The organism is Aerococcus sp. L_32, from assembly GCF_050689315.1.
Genome location: NZ_JBOEQF010000772.1, coordinates 1 through 857 on the forward strand (window position 1 = coordinate 1; position 857 = coordinate 857).

At 40.5% G+C, this 857-nt stretch carries 1 protein-coding gene; it reads right to left on the reverse strand.

The genetic code is table 11. The annotated features are described in order from the left end of the window. Positions 1-59 precede the first annotated feature (59 nt). Positions 60-857 (reverse strand): class I tRNA ligase family protein (locus tag ACRCJ0_RS16345; protein ID WP_431391216.1); only part of this gene is annotated, 798 nt, incomplete at its 5' end.

Genomic DNA, 857 nt, shown 5'->3' on the forward strand with positions numbered 1-857 from the left:
AAAAAAGAAGCCGACTATTTAAGTTAAGTCGGCTTCTCAAATGGTTATTTTGGGTCAAATTAGCCTTGTAATTCAGCGATTCTTTCTTTAGTAGAAACTAATTTATCCCGGTAATCTTGACCTTTTTGGCGTTCTTCTTCAACGACAGCTTCAGGGGCATTGGCCACAAAGCGTTCGTTAGACAATTTCTTCTCAACCCGGTCTACTTCAGATTGCCATTTGGCTAATTCTTTCTCCAAACGGGCAATTTCTTCTTCGATGTTAATGAAACCAGCTAATGGTAAGTAAATGTCTCCACCGTCAAAGAATAAGGTTACCGCTTGATCTGGCGCTGTAGCACTTGTATCAATCGTAAAGCTTTCTGGGTTGGTGAAGCGGTTAATGAAGGCAATGTTGTCTTCAAGGGCTTGACCTATTTCAGCGTTCCGTGGTTTCACAATGATTTCGATTGGTTTAGATAAGGCCACGTTTTGTTTGTTACGAGCATTACGGATTGCTTTAACCAGTGAAATCACGTAGTTCATATCAGAAGCAGCTTTTGGATTAGATAAGTTTTCATCTACCGTTGGGTACGCAGCTGTAACGATTGATGCCTCTTTATGTGGAATATGCGCCCAGATTTCTTCTGTTACAAATGGCATGATTGGGTGCATTAAACGTAGAATGTTGTTTAATGTATAGGCCAATACTGAACGGGTTGTCGCTTTCGCAGCTTCGTCCTCACCTTGTAAAGTTTCTTTAGCCATTTCAATATACCAGTTACAGAATTCATCCCAGATGAAGTGGTACAATGAACGACCTGCTTCACCAAACTCAAACTTATCAAAGTTTGCAGTAACTGAAGCGATGGTTTCATT